Annotated in this window: 18 protein-coding genes; 17 read left to right on the top strand and 1 reads right to left on the bottom strand. The window is 48.1% G+C overall.

Features of this window, described 5'->3' with window-relative positions:
• Window positions 1-9: 9 nt before the first annotated feature.
• Window positions 10-963, top strand: coding sequence for an ROK family protein (locus gpAD87_RS03455; RefSeq protein ID WP_064636259.1), 954 nt, complete (start codon window positions 10-12; stop codon window positions 961-963).
• Complete coding sequence (locus gpAD87_RS03460) at window positions 953-2,545, top strand: FAD-dependent oxidoreductase (RefSeq protein WP_064636261.1); 1,593 nt, start codon at window positions 953-955, stop codon at window positions 2,543-2,545. Before gpAD87_RS03455 ends, gpAD87_RS03460 begins: the two co-directional genes overlap by 11 nt.
• 182 nt (window positions 2,546-2,727) lie before the next feature.
• Here gpAD87_RS03460 and gpAD87_RS03465 read toward each other — a convergent pair whose 3' ends face one another.
• The gene (locus tag gpAD87_RS03465; protein WP_064636263.1) at window positions 2,728-4,794 is read right to left on the bottom strand and encodes a VWA domain-containing protein; all 2,067 of its coding nucleotides are present in this window, start codon (window positions 4,792-4,794) and stop codon (window positions 2,728-2,730) included.
• Window positions 4,795-5,372: 578 nt separating this feature from the next.
• On the opposite strand from gpAD87_RS03465, the gene gpAD87_RS03470 reads away from it, so the two are divergent.
• The 15 genes from gpAD87_RS03470 (at window position 5,373) to gpAD87_RS03540 (ending at window position 22,121) form a co-directional block, all read left to right on the top strand.
• Complete coding sequence (locus tag gpAD87_RS03470) at window positions 5,373-7,541, top strand: hypothetical protein (RefSeq protein ID WP_064636265.1); 2,169 nt, start codon at window positions 5,373-5,375, stop codon at window positions 7,539-7,541.
• 182 nt (window positions 7,542-7,723) lie between these two features.
• Window positions 7,724-8,149 carry a hypothetical protein gene (locus gpAD87_RS03475; RefSeq protein ID WP_053781361.1) on the top strand — a complete coding sequence of 142 codons (426 nt, stop codon included), beginning with the start codon at window positions 7,724-7,726 and terminating at the stop codon, window positions 8,147-8,149.
• A gap of 126 nt (window positions 8,150-8,275) precedes the next feature.
• A complete protein-coding gene (locus tag gpAD87_RS03480; RefSeq protein WP_064636267.1) occupies window positions 8,276-8,737 on the top strand; it encodes a J domain-containing protein in 462 nt (153 codons plus the stop codon).
• A gap of 42 nt (window positions 8,738-8,779) precedes the next feature.
• On the top strand, window positions 8,780-9,331 hold the full coding sequence (locus gpAD87_RS03485; RefSeq protein ID WP_063567938.1) for an FHA domain-containing protein: 552 nt from the start codon (window positions 8,780-8,782) through the stop codon (window positions 9,329-9,331).
• Window positions 9,332-9,373: 42 nt separating this feature from the next.
• On the top strand, window positions 9,374-9,907 hold the full coding sequence (locus gpAD87_RS03490; protein WP_053781358.1) for an FHA domain-containing protein: 534 nt from the start codon (window positions 9,374-9,376) through the stop codon (window positions 9,905-9,907).
• Window positions 9,892-10,773 (top strand): PP2C family protein-serine/threonine phosphatase, encoded by an 882-nt coding sequence (locus tag gpAD87_RS03495; RefSeq protein WP_231952431.1) that lies wholly within the window; start codon window positions 9,892-9,894, stop codon window positions 10,771-10,773. The genes gpAD87_RS03490 and gpAD87_RS03495 overlap by 16 nt, the downstream gene beginning before the upstream one ends.
• On the top strand, window positions 10,739-12,658 hold the full coding sequence (locus tag gpAD87_RS03500; protein WP_231952432.1) for a SpoIIE family protein phosphatase: 1,920 nt from the start codon (window positions 10,739-10,741) through the stop codon (window positions 12,656-12,658). Before gpAD87_RS03495 ends, gpAD87_RS03500 begins: the two co-directional genes overlap by 35 nt.
• Complete coding sequence (locus gpAD87_RS03505; protein ID WP_064636271.1) at window positions 12,658-13,950, top strand: hypothetical protein; 1,293 nt, start codon at window positions 12,658-12,660, stop codon at window positions 13,948-13,950. The genes gpAD87_RS03500 and gpAD87_RS03505 overlap by 1 nt, the downstream gene beginning before the upstream one ends.
• 7 nt (window positions 13,951-13,957) lie before the next feature.
• Window positions 13,958-14,647: a hypothetical protein gene (locus tag gpAD87_RS03510; RefSeq protein ID WP_064636273.1), complete on the top strand. Its 690-nt coding sequence runs from the start codon at window positions 13,958-13,960 to the stop codon at window positions 14,645-14,647.
• 32 nt (window positions 14,648-14,679) lie between these two features.
• Window positions 14,680-17,331: a hypothetical protein gene (locus tag gpAD87_RS03515; RefSeq protein ID WP_064636275.1), complete on the top strand. Its 2,652-nt coding sequence runs from the start codon at window positions 14,680-14,682 to the stop codon at window positions 17,329-17,331.
• Between the two features lie 31 nt (window positions 17,332-17,362).
• Window positions 17,363-18,136: a hypothetical protein gene (locus gpAD87_RS03520; protein ID WP_064636277.1), complete on the top strand. Its 774-nt coding sequence runs from the start codon at window positions 17,363-17,365 to the stop codon at window positions 18,134-18,136.
• Window positions 18,137-18,166: 30 nt separating this feature from the next.
• The gene (locus tag gpAD87_RS03525) at window positions 18,167-18,805 is read left to right on the top strand and encodes a hypothetical protein (RefSeq protein ID WP_064636279.1); all 639 of its coding nucleotides are present in this window, start codon (window positions 18,167-18,169) and stop codon (window positions 18,803-18,805) included.
• Complete coding sequence (locus gpAD87_RS03530) at window positions 18,795-20,219, top strand: contractile injection system protein, VgrG/Pvc8 family (RefSeq protein ID WP_064636281.1); 1,425 nt, start codon at window positions 18,795-18,797, stop codon at window positions 20,217-20,219. The genes gpAD87_RS03525 and gpAD87_RS03530 overlap by 11 nt, the downstream gene beginning before the upstream one ends.
• Window positions 20,220-20,310: 91 nt before the next feature.
• Window positions 20,311-21,582, top strand: coding sequence for a pentapeptide repeat-containing protein (locus tag gpAD87_RS03535; RefSeq protein ID WP_197521367.1), 1,272 nt, complete (start codon window positions 20,311-20,313; stop codon window positions 21,580-21,582).
• Complete coding sequence (locus tag gpAD87_RS03540; protein WP_064636285.1) at window positions 21,579-22,121, top strand: hypothetical protein; 543 nt, start codon at window positions 21,579-21,581, stop codon at window positions 22,119-22,121. Before gpAD87_RS03535 ends, gpAD87_RS03540 begins: the two co-directional genes overlap by 4 nt.
• Window positions 22,122-22,164 lie beyond the last annotated feature (43 nt).

Raw genomic sequence — 22,164 nt, forward strand, 5'->3', positions numbered from 1 at the left:
GGGAAGCAAATGCCACAGGTCATTGGCGTAGATGTAGGAGGCACAGGCATTAAAGGGCTTGTGGTCAATGAAGCAGGAGTCGTTCTGGTGGAAGCTACATGTGCAACCGAGGCCCAGTTGGGCCGGAAGGCTATACTTGGCCAGCTACGCGGGTTAGTAAGTGAACTGTTGTCTAGCTGTGAAGAAGTGAAGGCACTGGGGATTGCCTCGGCAGGAAGGGTGAATGTGGAAACGGGTGATGTGATCCACGCAACGAATAATTTACCTGGCTGGCAGGGAATGCCACTGACACAGTGGGCAACAGCGGAATTTGGCCTGCCTTCAACTGCTGATAACGACGCCAATGCTGCACTGCTCGGCGAGGCGTGGCTTGGCACCGGCCGCGGTAAGCAGAACCTGGTTATGCTGACACTCGGAACTGGGGTCGGTGGGGCCAATATGGCATGTGGCAGGATGTTACGGGGAGTAGACTGGCGCGGTGGGGACTGGGGGCACAGTGTGCTGGTGCCTGACGGCCTGCCTTGCAATTGTGGCAAACGCGGCTGCGTGGAGCAATACATTTCCGGTAGTGCACTGATGCGGCTGGCGCGGGAACAGAAGGGCAACACGTATACTCACGGCCGAGAGATTATGACCGCTGCAAGACAGGGAGAAGCAATAGCGTTGTACATTCTGGAGCGTTACATATCTGATTTGGCCTCGGTTATTGCGAATATATCTGCCTCGATAGATCCGGAATTGATTATTCTTGGTGGCGGTGTGACCCATGATCAGGCTATATGGTGGCCGATGCTTACCGCTAAGTTGTCCAGTTTCGGATTGGCAGACCGGGTTGCAGTGGCTGAATTCGGTAACTGGGCAGGCTGTTTCGGGGCGGCGCAGCTGGCCTTGGAAAACCTGCGTAAGGACGGCGTTGGCTGGTCTGAAGGCAGTGACAGGGAGGAGACAAAGCATGGGGATTGAGCAGGAAAAACACAGTGATATCGTCATTATTGGCGGTGGTCTTGGCGGGACTGCAGCTGCGCTGGCTGCAGCCAAGGCAGGGCAACGGGTACTTTTGACGGAAGAGACGGACTGGCTTGGCGGTCAATTGACCTCACAGGCAGTACCGCCAGATGAGCACCGCTGGATTGAACAATCTGGCAGTACAGCATCGTACCGTGAGTTCCGCAGCCGGGTCAGAGATTACTACAGACGGAACTACCCGCTTACGGATGTCGCCAAGAGCGATCCTGTTCTTAACCCCGGTAATGGCTGGGTGAGCCGCTTGGCGCATGAGCCGAAGGTCGCGCTTGCTGTTTTGCATGAGATGCTTGCGCCATACGTGAATACCGGTCGGATCGAGGTGCTCTATCATACCGTGCCAGTACATGTAGATACAACAGGTGACCGGGTGACTGGCGTGACTGTGCGTGAAGAACGAAATGGGGGATTAATTAAGCTCCAGGGTGCCTATTATCTGGATGCTACAGAATGCGGTGATCTGCTTCCCCTTGCGGGAGTAGAGTATGTAAGTGGAGCGGAATCCCGGCGGGATACGGGTGAGCCACATGCCCTGGATGAAGCGAACCCGCTAGACATGCAGTCGATTACCCATGTGGCGGCAGTGGATTATGTGCCGGGAGGAGACTTCACGATCCCTCGTCCGAGGGATTATGATTACTGGCGTCAGTATGTTCCCTCGTTCTCACTGTATCCGATCCTGAGCTGGTACGCTTCGGATGCCAATGATACCTCCAAGCTGAAAGAATTCACGATGTTCCCGAATGATCAGGGCATAACCCCTCTGTGGGATTATCGGCGGATCGTTGACCCGGCTATATGGACAGAGTCACTGAATGATGGTGAAGTCACGCTGCTCAACTGGGCACTGAACGATTATTACGCCGGGCCGATCATTGGCGTATCGCCGGAGGAACGCGAGCGGCATCTGGAAGCGGCGAGGCAACTAACTCTTTCCTTAGTATACTGGCTTCAGACAGCAGCTCCCCGACTGGACGGCGGAAAGGGTTATCCGGGAGTAAGGCTGCGTGGAGATGTGCTCGGTACGGAAGACGGTCTCGCGAAAGCGCCGTATATTCGGGAATCACGGCGAATCCGAGGCGTATTTACCATTACCGAGCAGGATGTGAGCAAGGCATTGCGCGGAGCAGAGGGAGCCAAACGTTACGAGGATAGTGTGGGTGTCGGCAGTTATCATCTGGATCTCCATCCAACAACCGTGAGCCAGCGGACTTTTTATATACCGAACCATCCCTATGAGATTCCACTGGGTGCACTCATCCCGGTGCGAGTCAAGAACTTGCTTCCGGCTTGCAAAAATATCTCCATGACCCAGATTGCGAACGGTTGTTACCGTCTGCATCCCACCGAATGGAATATTGGCGAGGCTGCCGGAACCCTTGCCGCTTATGCGATTGCACAGCAAGTAGAGCCCTCAGAGGTGAGGGCTTCGGCGAAGCATCTTCACGACTATCAGGAACAGCTGATTCGCCAGGGTGTTCAGCTTCATTGGACAGATGCGGAGCTGGCAGGGGAGTGTTAGACAGACTTTTAAGAGAACGTTGCTATCTTCACAACTCATAAGCACTAGAGATACCCAAGGGATAAAAAAATGATTCCTGTTCTGAACAGGAATCATTTTCTATAAGTCGATTAACTCTCTTTGTGCATCTGTTTTTACAATAGTGTCATTGCAGATGATCGTTCTCATCAACACTACGATGATTATCCCATGGCCTGCTGTGGATCTTTCTTTTGTCCTACATAGATATTGGTACTTGGTTTGATGGCTTTGTATCGAATTTCAATCTCCGTGACTCCATCTTCAAATGTAATATACAACTTTTCATTATACTCCAGAGCTTCTGTATGTCTCGGCTTCACTGGTGTTCGTCCCCGGACGACTGTGCAGTTCGTGTCATGACGTACCAATAACGTTTCTTTTTTGCCAGCCTCCAGCCAGATTCGTCCTGACTCCGGTACCTTAACCCCAATGTCCATACGATCAAATAGTTCACTGAGACTTACTTTCCGTCGCTCCAATGAAGTCAGTGGCCAATTCGTCACGGGAATATCTTCTCCGTTTGCAGTGGCCAAGAAGTATCCTTCCAGTCTTCCACGGAATACAGGTTTTGGTTTCATTACAAACCAATACAGGGCGAAGATTCCCCCGGCTGCGAGGAGACCGAGTCCCGTATATAGAAGTATCTTTTCACGTAAAGAATGAATTTTCAACTGGATGTCTGCGGTTACACTCGCGCCTTCAGAATCCGTGGCGGTCACCGTAATGGATGAACTACCGGTGTGGAGCGAAGACCAACGCAGTATATTACCTTCAATGACAGCGTCTCCGAGTTTGCGCTCACTCCCACCTTCTGCGAGGGCATACGTTAATGGATCATTATTGGCATCCTTAAAATAGTTGCTTAGGTCAACTTCTGTATTGCTATCGTCTTTGGATAACACCATGGACTCCCCGGTTGCTACGGGGGCCTGATTCGTAATATCTACTTCAACCGGAGTGATCTCCCGATAAAAGTCAGGACCATCAATCCGAAGACCCCATGTGTATAGATCCGATTTTGGAAAAGTGTATTTTCCCGTAAATCCGCTGCCTGTATTAGTCAAAGGGATGCGCTCTGTTTTTCCATCAGACGGGGTGACAATGAGTTCTGCTTCAAGTCCCTTGTAAACATTCAAATCCTGAATGGGTTTAGGGTCCACAGCCTGATCGTAGAGAGAGGCTTCAAATGTGATGCTTTTCCCCTTTACTGGCTGTTCCGTTGCCATATGTGCAACCGCAGACACATTGTAGTTTCCAAGTAGGTTGATTTTCACTAAATCTCCGCTGCGCCCCTTGAATTTCAGCTTGAATTGTCCTTTGACCGGACGAATGATCTTCATTAGAGCATATTTATCAGATCGGATGAAGCTAACATTGCTGGACTGATAATACAGCTGAGCTTCAGAGACAGCATGATCAGAGAGCATGATAATGTTGGCATCCGCCATGCTTGAATTGGGGATGTCCACAGTTACCTCCTGCATTGCCCCTGTTGCTGTTACTGCTGCCACAGATACAAGAACAGATTGAATCTGATCTGCAAAAATGCGGTTGAAAATTTCAGGCAAGTCGTCTGCACTTCCCGTGATAAAGGAAGATCCACCCGTCTCCTGAGCTATCCGCTCCAGTTCAGCGGGGTTAACCGTACCATCGCGGTTTAGTCCGACGGTATAGATTGGATAATCAGCTTTTTGAGCCATCTCAATCACCTTGTCTACATCTTTGGATGAATCAGCTGGTGTTCTGCTCGACGAGCCACGCAAATCCGTTTCCCCATCAGAGAGCAAAATCATAAATGGCTTTCGTTTGTCCGTCTGGGACTGTTCAAGCAAGCTCGCACCTCGGCGCAAGCCGAGTCCAAGATCTGTATAGCCTGAGCGTTTTAAGCCATCAACACGACTACGAAGGTTATTTCGTGCCCCAGAGGATGATATGTCCATTAGAGGTAAGGATGAAGTGATTTGATCATTATAAGCTACGAATCCCAGTCGGGTCTTAGGTCCACTACTCATATCCATAAACATATGTATAACTTCTTCGGCGATGCGATCTTTGTCGGTCTCATTCATAGAGTAGCTAACATCCAGGACAAACATGGCATCGAGCCCGTCATACGCGTGGGTCTTGACAGATGATTCCGCGTAGATGCTGCCAATGTTCCCTGCTGGAATTAAAATGCTAATCACCAATAGGGAAAGCAGTATTTTTTTGCATTTAATTAATATCATGTGAGGCTTCGAATCTCCTTTCTGGTTTGAAAACTTCGGTACACTTTTTGGGGAATATTAAATTTTTTTCAAAAACTTTTGCTTAATCACGATATAACGCCGTTATGCGTAGTTTTCATTGATTGAGAATAATGCAACAGCGCATACTTTCAGTCTTTTTACTCTTGATTAGGGGGAAAACCCCACTAGTCTTAAATCATTCAACTTAATCCAAATTATAGGATATTCTATATCATCGGCATGATCCGTAAGGAAGTGAAGCGAATTCCAAAAATTAGTTCTATAGGTATATCGAAGGTTGTAAAATGAGCTTTTAGACCTATAGTGGGTAATATTGACAAAACATATCGCTGATGATTAAGATGAATTCCATAAATCTCCAAAGCAAACGGCATAATCTGGTACATAAGTTCCAGTCGTATGTTGACAGCTCGTTCTATTGGTCTTGTGTTTGCTGGGAATAGTGATTCTCCTGGATCATGACCGAAGACTGATAGAGACGTGCGGAGTGTCAAAAATTGATGGAGGGGGGGAAGCATTCGCCCGCATGAATCATCATCTTGGCGGATGTTGCCTGAATGGACATTATTAATCAAACGAACCGAACGATGCTTTTTGAAGAAATCAATCCCGAGAAGTTGGACTTGATCACCATTGTTGGTGATGTGAAGGGCATCGACAGTCTGAGTGACGATAAGATCAAGGAGATTAACGAACATTTGCTTGTTCGCAGCTTCGATGAGTTCCTGGACAAGTTCTCACCTAGCGTGTACTCCTTTTTCAATGCGGTAAACCAGAAAGTCATGTATACGCTTAAAAAGCCGGAAGGTATCCCGGACGAAGCTATCTCAGAGATCAAGATCGACCATAGTAACGACTTTCTGAGAATGCTGTTCACCCTGATTGATACCAAACGCAGTCAAGGTATTACGAACGTTGATTTCAAGTTTGAAAATCTGCTCGATATGATTTCACCGAAAAAAGTTATGGATGACATTCGTCAGGTCCGGAAGGAAATCCATTACATGTATGGCCAGCATGAGAAGCTGGATGACGGCGATCCGAAGAAGCTGGATATCGGGGATAAGCTGAATGTCATGTTTGAAGATGCAAGCCGGAACTATAACAATGTCATGGCCATGCTTCCACTCGCCATTGAAGATATTAAGACCCGTTTGTTGCTGGGCCGTGCACAAGAAGAAACTTCTTCCGAAGCGATTCAGGTAGGACAACTTACGATTGGTGAGAGCGGAGAATTGAAAATTATCGAAGCTCCGAAGAGTGATAACAACGAGCTGATGCTTCTTGATGAAGCAACAAGCACTGATTTGACGCAAGTATTTGCCGAAGATTACGATTCACTTTCCGAGACACCTTCGCCGTATGTACAGGATCTGGTGGTCCGCACATTCTGCCCGCTTCCTGCGGTACAGTCTGAAGTGGATACTGCTGTTGAAGTGCAGAATTACAATACATACCTGGAGTTTTACAAAAACGCCAAGGATGATTTTGTGAAAACGGTAAAACCGCTGGTCGAGAAAATATTGGGTGTCAAAATGTTCTTTGACCAATATGCGATTAAGAATAAAGGCATGCTTCCTTCCATGCTGATCTCCAATGCCAAACTGGATATGCTCGTCAAGAGCAGTAATATTCCGCGGCTTGAGACATATCTCAACACTGTCAACGCAAAGAATGATTTTACCGATACGATCTGGTTCGGTATCGTTCCTTCCGTAGAACTGGAAAATACAGGCCAAGTCAAAGTCAGCCGTGCCCGTTTCCGTGGTAACGAGAAAGTGGTTAAACAAGACGGAAACAGCATGGAATCTCTGGCAATGCTTCTTCAGGTCGTTAAGGATTACAAGGTGCAGGTGTTCTTCAGCTTTGAATCCGGGGAAGAAACCACGTTCAGCAGTATGGCTACCGCAGGTATTGATAAGTATATCGATAAATGTTCGGTGTTGACCCGTAAGGAATACAGCGAGTTTGCCATTCCGAGTGCTCCAAACTTCACGATTATTCCCAAGGAGAAATCGGGTGTCGTTATCGACAGTCGCATGCTTCAGACGGAGAATGGTGTGGAACTTTCCAAGGAGAAGGAAGACATTCTGAAACTGTGGATTGAAGGCGTGTATGTTGGAGCGTCCTATGTATCTGCAGGGATTGTTGCTGCGTATCAGTGTCCGGAATACCTGAAAGGGGCTTTCAAGAACGTCAACCGTGATTATCCAGGTGTGCGTTTTGACATTGAGGCAGGAGACAACAGCTTGCGTGTTGTAACAACGATGACCAAAGAAATTTCCGGATTTACAAATACGATCAAGGATTTGATTAACCGAAAAAACTTTGGATTTATTTTCTCATCCGAAAATGCCCAAATCCAGGATAGCGACATCAAACGGATCACGGTCTATAAAGCGAGAAGCATGGCGATGTCCGAAGATGGTTTTGATTCCTTGTACAAAACACTTGTGAGTACTTACATTGAGCGCTTGCTCCGTTTCCAAACCGGTGATTTCAAGCATGAAAATATCGTCAAATTCTTCAGCAACAATCCCAGCAGTCAGAAGAGCCGGTGGTTGGGAACTCGAGGGTCGATCAATTCGATCATTCAGGAAGGCGACGACATGAGCTTTATCATCGATGAAAAGAGCAACATGTGCCATATTGACCTGGTATTTAACGGCAACGTGAAGAACCTGGAGGTCATGATTACCAAAGGCACCAGTGCGATGAAAGTGTAAGAAAACCATTGGAACAAGTCTGATTATTAAATATGATTCATCAAACAACGTATTATAGACATTTATTTTGGTGTTAGAGGCAGACTTCATCGTCTTGCCTTTATACATATATTCCGGTACCTCTCCCGAGATGGGGAGCATACCGGGCACATTTTTTCCTAATCTTAAGGAGGTTTTTATTAATGGGTTTTGTATTGAAAGTAGAAGGCGCAGAAACGATCGAATTGGGAATGGATAATATCCGTACAGTTGTGTATGACACGGATACACCAGATGATTCCAACGCTAGATCCACAGATGTAGGCGCAACACTTCGCATCAGCGGCAAAATTATCACTGCAACCGACGGTGACAATGCAGATGACACGATGAAACTTGCTTTGTGGTCCCTCGTGCCTGCTGAAAAAGCGGATTGCTACCGCAAAGTAACCCTGGAAGTGGTTGCAGCAGATCAAGTGGTACGCAAAATTTACTTGCCTAACGCATTTGTTGTGGATTACACAGAGCGCTTCGGTGATACCGAAGGCGTAGGTGAATTCAGCCTGTTCATCAAACAGAAAAAAGACAAAACTGAATTCACTAAAATTGAGGGCGGCTTCCCTGTATAAAAGGGAACAACTGTTGTCTTGGGCCAGTTAGTTCTGGTCCGGAACAACGCTGTCATGTTAAGGGGCCTTGGTGCCCCTTAATCTTTATTTACGCCCGAATACGGCAGGGAGGCAGGAAAGAATACCATGAAAGATTATTATGCCGTGCTTGGTGTAGAACGTGAAGCTTCTCCGGAGCAGATCAAGAAGGCTTATCGTCAATTGGCGAAAAAATTTCACCCGGATGTCAATGGGGGAGATGCACAGGCAGAAGCGCGTTTCAAGCAAGTACATGAGGCATACAGTACACTCGGAAATTCCGAGCTTAGAGCAGCATATGATCAGCAGCTTCACACTGGACGTAATAGAGGTCAAGCGAAGGGTTCAGCATCAGATACAGCCAGATCCAGTAAAGGCAATGCGAAGTCCGGTAGTGCAAATGCCGAGAAGGTGTGGTCGGATCCATCGCGGATGCAGGAACAGTTCGAACAATTTTTTGGCTATCACCCCAAAGGCAAGGAAAGTCCAAACGGTGGCAAAGCCGGTCCCAATAAAGGAATGGATATGTCCGCCATGTTTGACCGATATTTCGGAATTCGAAAAAAGTAGACCGGTAGCTCGTTATGGATCAAGCCGGTTCAGGCGGAGGTTATGGAAGTGAAACGAGGAAGGTCGGTATTGACGATGGGGCTTGACGCTTGCGTCGCCATGATTTCGTTAGCCGTGCTGTATTACATATTTATCATCAACCGGGATATGAGTGCCCAATGGGTAACTGGAATTATCGTGGTCCTCTCTGGAGGAGCATACCTGTATTTTAAATACATGCCAGCCACCAAGGTGGAAAAGAAGAAACTGTCTTCTCGTGTCGTGAAGCTCGTCCTTCTGGACGACGACGGTACAAGTGTGAAGGAATGGTATATTCAGGGCGAAACGAGTGTTTTGATCGGGAAAAGTTCGAAGAACAGCGAGGCTGACATTGATCTGTCCGATACACCCTATGCGTCTCTCATTAGCTCGCAGCATGCCGTATTGAACAAAGCCTCGGGTCAATGGTTTATCGAGGATATCGACTCGGCCAGTGGGGTAGGTGTACGTAAAGGAAATCAAAGCAGAGCATCCAAATTGGAAATCGAAGAACCCAGCCTGATTGAGGCAGGAGACTTAATTTATATTGCCAATACCCGCATTTTGGTGAAATAACGTTGGCGTACATCATACAAGCTTACGGGGGAATGAAACGAAATGAGTCTGACTAGATGTGGAAACGGACATATGTTCAGCACGAGACGGCACGGCAATACGTGTCCATATTGCAATCTGGCCGTTGAATCGCCAGCTACCAGTAATGGTGAGGCAGCGGGTGCAATCCCACGCGCACCTCGTACGGCAGAGGATGACAGAACGATGCCATACCTGGGCGAAACGACAGGAATTGAGCCGGTAACGGGATGGATGGTATGCATCGAGGGTCCGCAGATGGGCCAGGATTATCGAATAATGGCTGAAAAGAACTTTATTGGACGTTCAGAAGAGATGCATGTTCGCATCCTCGGGGATAACACCATTTCTCGGCGTAATCACGCGGTGATTGTGTACGATCCCAAAAAGCGGAATTTCTATTTGCTGCCCGGCGATGCTTCTGGCCTCGCATATCACAATAATGAAGCGGTCTATTCTCCGGTGGAACTGGCTGCCTACGATGTTATTCAATTGGGACGCAGCAAATTCATTTTCATTCCATTGTGCGGTGTGCACTTTGAATGGGAGCAGCAGTGAACACCTTCATGATTTTGTGGAACGACAAGGAGCTGACGCCCTATTGGGTTCTTGCGGGTGGCTGTTTGTTGATTTGGTTGCTGTTATTCGCACGAAGCCGGATTCCGGTAAGGCAGCGTGACGATAGACCGGTTGGAGTTCAGATTGGCAATGGACAGACCATTGGTGCTCGCAATGAACAGGACGATTATTTTGCCTGTGCCGTGCAGCCGCATGGTGTACTTGCTGTACTCGCGGATGGAATCAGTGGATTGTCCGGTGGAAAAGTGGCGAGTACGACTGCTGTGGAAACATTTATCCGGGAGTTTGAAGAGTTGGAGCGGTTTCCTGATCCTGAAGAGTTCTGGGATGCTTTATCCCATGCGGCCAATCAGGCCATCCTTCGTAATTTGCTGGGCGTTCCCGGAGGAACAACGTTGGTGTCTGCCATGATCAAGGGCAGGGATTTGTATTGGGGTGCGGTAGGAGACAGCATCTTGGCCGTGTTTCGCAAAGGAGAGCTGCTTGCCATCAATCACAAGCATACACTGGAAAGTCAACTTGAAGAACAGTATATGTCTGGAAAGATCTCGGAGCAGGAGGCACTTGACAATCCGCAGCGCAAAAGGCTGGTCAACTATTTGGGGTACGACCATTTTAAACAAATGGAAATCGCGGACGAGCCGTTTGCACTGCAGCCGGCGGACAAGATTGTGTTATGTAGTGACGGGGTATACAACTCCCTCACGGAGATGGAACTGGAGAACATTCTGGCGCAAGATATTCCGCCATTTGATGCAGCCCAGGCCATCATTGATTTAATTGAAGAAAAACAGCTCGTGCATCAGGATAATGCCACGATTATCATTTTGGAGCAAGGATGGTAACGGATCGGGCAGCGCACAGGGACGGGAAATGGGGAGACGGATGAGGAAGGAGAACAGTGAATTCAAGACGGCTTTTGTCTCAGAGGCGGGGTCTTTCCTGAAAAATCGGGATTTCTACGGCTGCGTTGAACTGGAAGACTGGGCTTGTTATGTCATTGCAGATGGTCTGGACACCGATACGGAAGTGAATAGTGCACAGATCACAGTACAGACCATTCTGGAATCCTTTTTGGAAAAGCCAACCATGTCCAAACGCAGACTGACGGAATATATCAAGATTGCACATGAATGGTTGCAGTATGAAAGCCGCCGGGTCAGGCTCAAAGCGGGATTCGTTATTGTTGTAACAGATTATACACGCATGGTGTGGGCATCGGCCGGACATAGCCGCTTGTATCATTTCCGGGGAAATAGGCTTGCACTAAAAAGCAAGGATCATAGTGTAGCTGCCCAACTGGCAACGGAAGGCCAGATTGCAGAGGATCGTGTGGATCAGCATGATGAACGCGGCAATCTGAATGAATACGCGGGCAAACCTGGCATGATCAAACCGTATGTATCCGATAAGGTCAAGCTTGCCGATGGTGATGTGCTTGTTCTATGCACCCCTGGATTATGGGAAGGCGTGCAGGATGCCGAGATGATTGATGCGGTGGAAGGTGCCAATGACCCGCAGGCGCTGGCCGACACGTTGGAAGAAGTGATGCTCAGCAAGCAACGTTCACGAATCGAGAATTATAGTGCGGCAGCCATCTATGTGAACAAGATTTTTCATGAAGAACCCAAGAACCGTAAGAAGTGGATTAAACGGATTGCCATCATGTTGATTATGCTCCTGATTTTTGGCGGAGCCGGCATATTCTACGCGGTGAAAAGCGCAGCCAAAAAAGCCGAGCTTGTCGTAGATATGCTGCAATACGAACAGAACGCTGACCAGTACGTGAAGGAACAGGAGTACGCCAAGGCCGTCTCAGATTACAGTCTTGCTCGCAACAATTCGATCAAAGTAAAGGACCCTGTGCACAAAAAGTTGTTGACTTCGAAGATGGCTGCTGCTCAGACATTGGTTGACGGCGAGGCTCATCTGAAAGAAGGGGATATTCCCAAAGCAACCGCTAGTTACACCAAAGCACTGGAATTGTCTGAGTCCTACAATATGTTCAACCGTGAAGTCATTCAGGAACGTTTGGAACAGATGACCACCTTTCAGCAAGTACAAGACTGGATCACGGAGGGAGATCTGAAACTCCAGAACGGAGACTACAGTGGAGCGATCATTTTGTATAAAAGGGCCAGAACAGCGGCTACGGAAACAGCATATAAGGAAGCTCTGAAGGAAGTTGCCACCAAACTGGAGACGGCCGAAACTAAACGGGCGGATATCAAGCGCCAATCCAGACAACTTCAGGCCGATACGCTGGAACAGAAGGGTGACCGCTTCAATGAAGCCGGAGATTATAGTGGCGCCATGGATGCCTATGCATCGGCACAGGAAATTTATCAGGAGATCGATATGTTGGAACGCGTGCTGGCTATGGAGCGGAAAATAAATAAGCTGGATGAGAAACTGAATCCACCTGTACCGGCGGTTGATCTTACTCAGGATGCGGCAGGGTTAGGAACAACAGATACGTCTGGTTTGAACTCGGACTGGACCGGGAATGCGGGAGGAATGAGCGCAGGCAATTCAGTGGGAAGTACTTCTTCTGCGGGTAATGCCTCTTCGGCCGGAAGTGGGACTGCGGATGCTTCTGGCTCCGGGTCTTCTTCAGGGAAAACGACAAGCAATGCTAGCATTAATTCCGCTTCAAAGGCTAAAGGAAGCACCGACACCACCGAGGCAGAAGCGAATGAACAGGAAGCAACGGAAGGAGGAGATTCGTGATGAAAGATATTATTCGTGACCGTCTAAACAAGATGGAGGATCTGGAACAACGTCGCATACTCAAAGACCTCATGACAGGCGTTTTTCTTAATCTGGTCGAGTATCAGGAGACGCTAAACAAACAGATCGAGCAACGGGTGTTTGACGAGGTGGTACCGCTGGAGGAACGTCATGATGTATATGTCACATTATGTCCGCGGGAAGATTTGGACCCCATTCATGAATTTCTGTATCCGATTCTTCCGGAGGATGTTGCACCGCAGACTGTTTATTTGAGCGAGGCTTCAGATGCGCTGGCGCGTAAGGAAGAGATGAATTTATTCACGTTCTACATGGAATGTGGGCAACAGGAGCTCCAATCCCTGCTGAAAAGTAATCGGACATTCCGCGGGGAGATTGTAACGAGTGAAGGCAGACATGCCATAACGGTTCGGTTGAAATCAAGTACAGCATATATCTCCAAAATTGAAGAACTGTACCGGGTCTTTCGTAAAAACAGCCTACCATGGAAATCGATTAATGCACCCTATGTGTTCAAATTCGTTGATTGTGTTCTAGTGGGTTCGGACGATGGAGATGCATGGGACAAACAGCATGTGGTCAAAGAACTTTCAATCCATTTGGAGGAGTTTGAGTCATATAAAAGAACGAACATGATTCCCCTTTGGAATATTCAGCAGCTTGATATGAAAACAGGTGGATTCCCTGTCCCGGCTTCGGACCGCATCAATTATGAACATGTGTTACCGCTCCGCAAAACAGGGACTGAGCACGGGTATCTGGTGGATGGAGACGAATCGCATATTCGATATATCAAAAGATCGGAAGAAGATATCACCATCGTATCTCCACTGGAGAAATCCGATTCATGGACGGTACTGAAAATAGCCGGTCCCGTCGCAACCCGCATTGGGAGGATGGACTTTCCGCTGTTTTCCAACAACAAACGGGAAGGGTTTGCCGGTAAATATGCGCGTCAGGAAGGACGCTCTGTGCGATCCAAAGGGGAGATTGCCCGCATGGTTCATGCTTTCCAAGCAGCGGAGGGATTGGAACTGGAAGATGTGAAAGTGGTGGCACCTGGGCCTACCTTGGGCATCACGTACCCGCTTAATGGATTTGTTAGCGATCATGTCCGTGTTGAGGCAGATAAACATCGAATGATTTTAAGGTTCAGCAAACACGGAATTCAGCCAGGGCAGGCTATTTTTCTGGATGATTTGCTGAGCTTTCTGGTATCCGAGATCCAGTTGGCTTTCCCTGAATATCGCTGCGAAGGGGAATGGATGTGAGCTCAACATGAATTATATATGGGATCTGATTATTCGCGCCAAGCGTAATGGAACTGATCTGAGAGACGTAACTTTTGTTCCTGCACGTGTATATTCGCCATATATGGAATTAAGTCATACGAACCTGAATGCTTCAGACGTGGAACGTACGATTGAAGTCAATCCGTATTATCGTTTTTTTGATATTTTCAGGGATTTGTTCGATATCAATAACGAAGAGCAGGTGGAATTGCGGGAGACGCTCTTTGATTTGGTCATTCATTTTCTGGCGGATATGGATTTGATGCAGGGGATGAATAAAAGGGAGTATTACATTCGCTTCATTTTGAATGATATGCATTCGGGTGTATACGGGAAACGGATACGGCGGCGACTGGAGTTGTTCGGACGAGAGGAACAGGAAGTGATCGCCTGCAATATGCTCCGTCTGTACGATACGGGAGAGGCCGTTCATCTGCTGAGGGATACCCTTGTCCGGATGTTCCCGCGTTCAACCCTTTATGCCAATTGTGAGGAGAAGGATGAATTGCTCTTATATATTGGTCAGGCAGAACGGACGGAAGCGAAGGAGAAGCTAGAATTGATTCTTGAACTCTTCCTGCCGGTTCGTTTTGACACGGAAATATACTGGGGGCATCATTTTGGCATTCTGGATGTGGACTATACGATGATACAGGACGGTATTGCCCTATATTAAGCAGCATCAGCAGTTGTAAGGAGGAAGTATAGATGAACGGCTATTCATACCGATTGTATCCCGATGCCACGGGCAGGGAACGGGCCAGAGGAACTTTGCGTTATACGCGCGAAGAGTTGATGGACATGACCACATTTCAATTACGGAATATTTGTTACAAGGAGCGACTGGTTGAGGGATTGGGGCCCCGCACGGAGCGTGAAGAACTGATTCGGATTATTCTGAAATTTTTGGGAGCGGACGATGTATTGTGGATCGATCAGCCTGTTGAAGGCGGATTCGAGCGCATACAAAAGGCCATTTCTCGTCATATGACGGCTCCTATGAGCAGTGATGGAGGTATTAGTGTGCCCGCGCGGCTGATTCTGTACGAAGGATTGAAAGTGGACAAGCTGGATCAGTACGTAGTCACGGCACCGGGTGGTTTAACCGAATCCAACGTACTTTTGGTCAATGAGAGTATGGAGCTGTGTGGCATCTTTAATCTGGTTAAGGACGAGTCCATATCCGGAACCTTTTATTTGACTGCAGGAAGTGGATCGACCTGGAAACGATCGGGAAACAGACAGTACAGTCTTCTCTTTTTCCGTAAACGCGATTCGGAATATCTATATCAGACCTATTACTCTAGCAGGCCTCTTCCTCCGGTTCATATTCAATATACTCAAATTCCACTGGCCGATCTGGACATCCGGGAACTAGAACCGACAGACGCTGTACTTGCAATTGACTTTGGCACCTCCAACACGACGGCAGGCGCCTTTTTGCATAATGGTTATATTCAGGCACCAAGCAGCCAGGATTTGCTGAATGGGCGGGTTCGTATGGATGCCATTAACTATGTGGCTTTTCCCGATCCTACATACAAAGACACGGACTGGATCGAGGTTCTGCCTACGGCCATCGGTGTGGCGGAGTGCTCGGATCCAGCGAACATTCGTTACGAGTTCGGCTATGAAGCGCTGCGAAGCATGCGTCGGGGAGGGTACAGCAGCCGGGCGAGTGTCTTCCGCAGCATGAAGCGCTGGGTGAACAATTACAACAAAATGGAAGAGATCGTCGATGTTCATGGCAATGCGGCCATGGTTTCTCGTATGGATCTGCTGCGTGCGTACATGAATTACATCATCCGAACGGCAGAGCATCAGTTCAAGTGTAAGTTTCGTCATGTGCATTTTACCAGTCCCGTGAAGATGAAAGCACAATTTTTGCAGATGTTCGGAGAGATGCTTCCGGATTATCGGATTGAGCAGACGTATGCACTGGATGAGGGAATGGCTGTGCTCTATAACACCCTTGCCGATGGGATGGAACGCGGTGCTTTCATGGAAGGGCAGACGTATCATGCGCTCGTGATTGATTGTGGCGGTGGAACAACTGACTTGTCATCTTGTGAATTTACGATCGAGGACGGACATATGGCGTACAAGCTGGATATCCATACCACTTACGAAAATGGTGATACCAACTTCGGGGGTCACAACATTACCTATCGTATTATGCAGTTCATGAAGATCGTATTCGCCGACTACTATAGCGGACGACGTCAGGTGACGGATATCGATAGCCTGATCGAGGCACCGGGTGCGGATGTGTTCCGTCAAGTGGACGAAGAAGGTGTGATATCCGTCTATCAGAAGCTGGAACAACGCTATGAGGAGGCGGAACATATCATCCCTACCGCGTTTGCTCGTCGAGAGAATCGTTCACGGGATGAGTATTTGCGGGTAAGAGGCAACTTCTACTTTCTGTGGGAAATCGCAGAAGAAATGAAGCAGCAATTTTTCCGCAAAACCGGCATCTTACGTAACCGATTCCACTCGGAGATGGAGGACGATGGAGATAGTGACCTGCAGATCACGACCATGGAACGTTGGTTTCTGTCCGTGGAACGTAGTGGTGAACTGAAAGATGAATATGAGTTCCCCGATGTGGTGTTTAATATCAAGGAGATTACCCAGCTGATTAAGGCTGATATCTATGAGGTGGTTCGCAAGTTTTTGGATGATTTCTATCGGCAAGGGCGGATGAGCCAATATTCGATTATCAAGTTGACAGGTCAGTCCTGCCGCATTGATGTATTTCGGGAAGCACTGAAAGAGTTCGTTCCAGGCAGAAGCATTGAGTTTCGGCAAAAACCTGCGGAAGGGCGTGTGCCTGATCTTAAACTTGCCTGCCTTCGAGGGGCGATTCGTTATCTGAGTGCCCGCAAAACAGGAAGCGTTCAAGCCGACATCACGCATGATGCCGCTGTAATTCCTTATACCGTAAGTGCCTATACCCATAATGGACGTGAAAAAATGCTGATCAGCAGTCTGGATCGGAGTGACGGCATTCCGGGCAGCATTTCCCGTCCATTCGAGACGGCAGAAGTGGAGTTGTACCTTAGCGGAAGTGATGGTCAACTGAGACAGAAATTCGTCTATGCCAACCGTCCGGATGCCTATAAAGAGGTGCTCTACGAAGACATCAGGGATCAGTACGGAGATAAAATCCCGCAGGATGATACGGACTCTATTGTGAATGGAGAAACGAAGTTTTTTGTTTTTCCCGATGACCGTCATTGGGGGTTTCATGTATTGCCGGTTGCTCGCAGGAATGAACGATTGTATCTGGGGCCGCAGAAGCTGCTTCCATTTGAAACAGACTTGTCTGAACTCGACTTCTTTGACGGAATGAAGTGAGGACCAAGAGCAGAAAGGAGGGACACCGCTCATGTTCACATATTCGTATCCGCATTTTAACAAGGGAAGAATCCTGAAAACATCCATGTTGGAGGGACTACGCGATTTCCCCAGAGACTACATCGAACTGTACTATCGCGGTTATGCAGATGGCATTCTTGCAGGTGCAGAGGTAGAAGTGTTCCCGGACAAACTGGTTGTTGCTCCTGGGATGGTGCTGCATAAAGGAAGGCTTTACATGCTGACAGAGCCTATGGAACTGGGATACCAAGCTACGGGCCGGGTCAATGTGCTGAAGCTTCGGTTTACTGCGGAGGAGACCGTGAGTGACATGACGATAAGCCATTCGGAACTGCTTCTGGATGAAGAGACAACGTGCACATCGAGTGACTTGGAGCTGGCTCGATTCAAGCTGAAGGAAGGGGCCCGGCTGCGGCGGGACTACCAGACCTTTGCCGATTTGGCAACGGAGTTCAACACGCTGCATGTCATTCATGTCCCTTATGCAGCCGAGGGTGCAAGCACCTTATCCCCTGTTGTCATGAAGGATTATGCCGAGAGATTGCTTCGAACGGGTACCTCTGATCCCCAGGATCTGGTCTTCGCCATGATGTGTCTTAATGAAGGAACGGTTGCGCGCAGCGTCATTTTGCATCACATTGCCAGTCGATTGGGGCTGGAGTACAGAGAATACGACAATGCGCAAATTCATCGATATCTGGATCGTATACTGGCGAATGCAGGTCGGGGAACGGGACGTTCGGGTATGCCGGTGGGCGGACCACATCGTATGATTGTGGATTGAAATTTTCAAGAGAATGGGAGGATGTAAACGATGAAGCATTGGGATGAAAAAATTGTTGCAATGATGAACGGCATGACAACGGATGCCCCTGATGATGGATATGGACAAATTCCGGAAGAACCAGACCTGGACTTAACGGCTGCTTTTTTACAAATTGGTGGTGAGCCCTATTCATTTCAAGAAACGGAGCTGCTTGAAGGAAAGGCCCGGATGATGCTGCCACGGACCTTCAAGCCTATGTCTGAGCACATGATGAATCTAAAGTATCCTTCACAGCACAGACCCGGTACGATTTACACGAATGCAGAAGGCACGATTAATATCGCCGTGAATCACACGGTTAACCCACTGCCAGGGGAGGATCTGCCCTTGTTTAAACAGAGCATGATTCAGATTTTGCGGCGAACGCAGAAGCTTACCAAATGGTATGGGGACGGTGATCGCACCGTGGGAGAACGTGCTGCGGCAACTTGCGAATTTTTGACTCCAGTCGTGAATGCGAATCTGTATCATCTGATGCTGTTCACATCATTGGAGGAGCGTGCATTAATCTTTACCTTCAATTGCACAGATCTGGAATTAGACGATTGGAAACGTGTGGCTTCCGCCATGATGAACTCCATCCGTTTTGAGGTCGATGAGGAAAGGGGCGATGTAATTGAGTATTGAAGCGTTGTCTTACAAAAATGTGAGAGTAAGCCCGTTCGAACTGGTCAGTCTGCATGAACTGGTTATTACCAAACAAATGAATGAGCACGCATGTGTGAAGTTCACGGGAATTGTTGATGAAGAAAAAAAGGATACATACGTGCGTCTAAGCGGTTCCGATACGCTCGTCGAGATCAGTCAGATCGATGAGGAAGGCAGTACATCTGTACTGTTTAGCGGTTTGATTCTAAATGTTGGGGTAATGGTGACCGGTGGCGTCTATATGCTCGAAGTGGAGGGCATCTCTCATACCCATGAACTGGATATCCGTAAGAAAAGCCGTTCGTTCCAAAATCATGGCATGACGTATCCACAGTTGTTAGATCAAGTTGCGGCTGACTATCCCAACATCGATATCATGGATGCTGCGACAGATGGGGCGGCCATTGGAAAGTTCACCCTCCAATATGAGGAGACGGACTGGCAGTTTCTGAAGCGGATTGCTTCTCGTCTTCGGACGGGTCTGATGCCGGCATCTGTATTTGATACTCCCAAATTCTATTTCGGTGTGTTTGATACGTCATCCAAGGGGAAGCTGGAGGATTTCAATTACAGAGTCCGCAAACGGATGGATAAGTTCCGTTACACCTCGCAGAACACCAAGGTTGAGGTTGGCGAAGAGGATTACGTGTATTACGAAGTGGAGACAAATCGCGTACTGGATCTGGGGAATGCCATCGAATTCAAGGGCAAGCTTCTGTATGTATATGAGGCATTCACCGAAATGAAAAATGGTCTGCTCAAGCATCGTTATACACTCAGTACGCATCGGGGACTCCGGCAAAATACATTCCATAACGATAAAATTATCGGAGTTTCGCTGCAAGGTGTTGTCATTGGCATCGACAAGGATCGATTGAAAGTGCATCTGCACATTGATCCAGCGCAAAACGAGGGTGAGGCGCATGCTTTTCCCTATCAGTCCGTATATACGGCGGAAGGAAACAGTGGTTGGTACGTAATGCCCGAAAAAGGGGATCATGTGCGGGTTTATTTTCCCGGCAACAAGGAAGAAGAAGGAGTGGCAACGAGCTCTGTACGCCAAAATTCGGACGAAGGCGAGAGCAACAAACTGAGTAACCCGGATCATAAATACTTCCGTACCGCCGCTGGTAAGGAATTGAAGATGACACCCGAAGAGGTGATTGTTACGGGCAAAGACGGGGAGATTTTTATTCGACTGAGTGAAGGCGGAGGTATCGAAATTATTAGCAGTCAGCAGATCACGATTTCCGCCAAGGAAGATATCATGATGAATGCCGAGAAAAGTATTGTGTTTTCTGCAAAAGAAGAAATCAGCCTGACCTGTAAAGAGAGCAACATCAAAATGGACGGAACAACCTCATTGGTGGGCACAGAACTGAAAACCAATTAAAAGTGACTAGAGTTCTACTACAAATCAACTTCTGGAATGTTCTTATAACAATGTATTGGTGATCTTTAAAAAGGAGAAAGGAGGAATGCTCGTGACTACTGCGCTTGTGCAATTCAAGCAAGAGATCGTAATTCCACTACGCAACCAAGTGATGCTCCGCTTCGAGCAGATGTATCAGCAGAATCGCGAACGTTTGAAAGAAGAGTTTCTCCGTCATTTTGCCAAGCAATGTCAAATCGTTCTAAATGCGCAGAAGATCGGTGAACATGGAGCGGTGGGACATGTTACATATTCCATGCTTCGAACACGACTAATGGACGGCCAGGCCCTGTATTTGACCGAAATGGCTGACGAAACATGGTTATTTGATCCCTCTCCCATTGAAGGAGAATATGATGCTTCCTGGGCATTTGGTTATCTGGATGTGATGCTGGCTTGTTGGGAAGAAGAATTGCATCGGCCCGGTTCGCTCTATGCAGGCTCCATTTCACGACCAGATCTGGAACATATACTCCTGAAGGAAGCTGAACACGGACACGCCTATGTGACGAATCTGATTCATCTGGCAATGCCGGAGGCTGTGCAATGTGAATCGTTTATCCATCTGGAGAAGTGCCCGTCCTTTGAAGTTCGGGTAGGTGAATATCTGGATGTGAGCGAATCCGTGTACAAAACGAATAGTGATCCAGGCGATGAATCAGAGATGCGAAAATGGCTTGCTGAAAGAATCGAGGGAGCCTACGGATATGCGGCTTTGGAACATCTGGATCTGGCTGGAGGAGATTATAGCGGGATGGATTTCCGTTACTCAGCTTTTCGCAATGTGGCGTTTGGAGGGAGTCAATTCGAAGCCAGCAATCTGTTGAATACCGTCTGGGAGCAATGTGACTTGACGGATACCCGATGGAATAGAAGTCAGATGTATGGTGCTCGTTTCCGAAAATGCAGGATGGTAGGTGCCATATTTCATGGCATAGAGGCGAGGCAGGGGTTGGCTGATCCTGAGATCTGGGAGATCCCGGGATTTCATCGGGTTTCGTTTGCAGGGGCGGATCTGAGAGAGGCAGATTTTGTACTCGCGGATCTTCAAGGAGCGGATTTTACGGGAGCGTTGCTGGAAGGCACTGTGTTTGGCGTATGCAACTTAGCAGATGCGGATTTCCGTGGAACGGATGTGTCCAGGGTCGATTTTACAGGTTCGCATTTGGAGGGGGCGAAGATGGATACCGGAGCTTCCTGTCCCATCCAGGGTCGTCCCGCAGCCCGGAAACGAGAGGGCCTGGAGCATATCGATGGGACGATCGAGGACCAGTTAGCCTACTTTATGGAGCGGAACTTACAGCAGAAGGGGCGGATGGCATGAGAAACGATTGGTTCCGGATCATGCAGGATATGCGTGTAACAGGGGCTCTTGAACCGATTGGTGTCAAAGGAATTATTCAGCCCGAGTGGATGAGAGGCGATCACTTGAATGAACTGGAACAAGCAACTTTGCAGTTTACGATTCGCCCTAATCGAAATCCTGTTCCCGTAGATCTGATCGAGCGGCCGTATCCGTTATGGTCTGATGAGCTTAAACGTTTGCTGAGTACATTCGCTCCACGCCTGATGTTCAGGTTGGCTGGGCTGATGGATATGGAGAGACAGCAGTTACACCCTTACTGGTTCATGGTGCCGCCACAGCTGGCAGCACTATCCATGGACAGTACATTTGACAGCAGTGGCAAGTTGAACGTACTTCAGGTCGATGGCGACCGATTGAGCAGCACAAACTGGCCAATTATTCAGTTGACGGAGGAACGATTGAAGGAAACCGTGATCTTGGTGAATTTGGCATTGGCTGAAGCGATTTTACGCCGGGACTATACCGGACTGCGCCTGCAACGCGTGGATCAGGTTTAGAGGCAGAACCGTTAACGGAACTATTAAAAATAATCTGGGCGAA

Origin of the sequence: Paenibacillus sp. AD87, from assembly GCF_001659845.1 — a bacterium.
Taxonomy (GTDB): Bacteria; Bacillota; Bacilli; order Paenibacillales; family Paenibacillaceae; genus Paenibacillus; species Paenibacillus marchantiae.